The organism is Microcoleus sp. OTE_8_concoct_300 (assembly GCF_031383065.1).
Lineage (GTDB): Bacteria > Cyanobacteriota > Cyanobacteriia > Cyanobacteriales > Microcoleaceae > Microcoleus.
In genome coordinates this window covers 1-1,480 of the sequence record NZ_JANMZH010000551.1, presented here as the reverse complement: position 1 = coordinate 1,480, position 1,480 = coordinate 1, and the positions used below count along the sequence as shown (strand labels likewise).

Annotated in this window: 2 protein-coding genes; one reads left to right on the top strand and one right to left on the bottom strand. The window is 47.0% G+C overall.

Going from position 1 to position 1,480, the window contains the following annotated elements; genetic code table 11:
* Nucleotides 1-463, top strand: a 463-nt coding sequence (locus tag ACUVJL_RS25345; RefSeq protein WP_445248358.1) for an EAL domain-containing protein, incomplete at its 5' end; no start/stop codon positions are given.
* A 208-nt stretch (nt 464-671) separates the two neighbouring features.
* On the opposite strand, the gene ACUVJL_RS25340 is transcribed toward ACUVJL_RS25345, so the two are convergent.
* On the bottom strand, nt 672-1,480 hold an 809-nt coding region (locus ACUVJL_RS25340), incomplete at its 5' end, for an SDR family oxidoreductase (protein WP_445248362.1).

Below are 1,480 nucleotides of genomic sequence, written 5' to 3'. Positions count from 1 at the left end.
AAGGACAGTACAGGCTATTGATGAATCGGGAATTCCTCACAGCAATATTGTTTTTGAAGTAGGGGAATCTCAGCACCCTCCTGATATGGATCACTTGATTAAGATTCTGAGGTTTTACCGAGAAGCGGGATTTTTAATTGCCCTGGATGATTTTGGCAGCGGTTCTTCTAATTTAAATTTGATGCACCAACTGCGTCCAGATTTTATTAAGTTGGATATGCAATTGATTCGGAATGTCCAGCAAGATTATTATAAGGCACTAATTACTGAAAAAATGTTAGAAATTGCCTGTAAACTAGAGATTAAAACTGTTGCTGAAGGTGTGGAAACTTTGGAGGAGTTTGAGTGGGTGCGACAACGGGGAGCAACTTTTGTTCAAGGTTATTTGGTTGCTAAACCGACTTCTCCGCCGATCGCCGTTACGAGCTATATTGGTGCTCAACCGGTACCTATTTCTGCTTAAATGGTTTCCAGTTGCGATTTGGCGCTAGATTTGCTTCCAGGAAGAGCCTGGGGATGCATATAGGAAGGCTCTGTTGCTCGTTCCCAGGCTCTGCCTGGGGACGCATATCGGGAGGCTCTGCCTCCATTAAAATGAGACAACAATTTGGAGGCTGAGCCTCCGGATATTCATTACCAGGCAGAGCCTGGTAACGAGAATTACTAGCACTTTAAACGCTCAAATTGCGCCGCAGAAAGCTTTCTAGGGATTCCATTCTTATGCCGTAGATTGATTCCAAGTTTTGCACTTGTTCGGGAGTGCAGAAATACTCGTTACCCAGCAATACCCGCAAAGTTCCTAAGTCTTTTTGAGCTTGACGATTCAATAAACCCAAGGCATTTCTCAAACCGTCAAACACAACCAGGGGCGGGTTGATTACGATCGGTTCGCGATTGAATAAGCGTGCAAAAATCCGGGGAATGTCGTCTCTTGTCAGCACATCCGGACCACCGACTCGCAGAATTTGGTTGCGGGCACCTTCGACTGTTGGCGAGTTGGCGGCAATCTTTGCTAGGTCGTCGGTACTGACAACAGAGGTGCGGTTTTTGCCGTCGCCAATCAGCAGGTAAAGTCCGGTTTCTCGAAATCTTTCTGCTAGCGGTAACAAGCTGGAAGCAAAACCGGCAGGCCGCAAGATTGTATAATTCAAGCCGCTGTTTTGCAGGTATTTTTCTACTTCTCGCTTGGCTTTGAATACTGCGGAATCTTCGTATCCCCGATCGACTCCCAGTACCGAAAGAAAGACAAAGTGCTGCACTCCGGCTTCTTTGGCGCAGTCGATCAATTCTATGTTAGCGCGGTAGTGTACTGCTTGAACGTCGCCGCCGGTGCCGTGGGTGCTGATGATGTATTGCACTCCTTGGCAGGCTTTTTTAATATCTTTGTCTTGTTTCAAGTCGCCGATAAAAATCTCGGCGCCTCGGTTTTCTAGTTCTGAGTAGCGAGATGCGAGGCGAACGAATGCGCGGACAGGCTTCT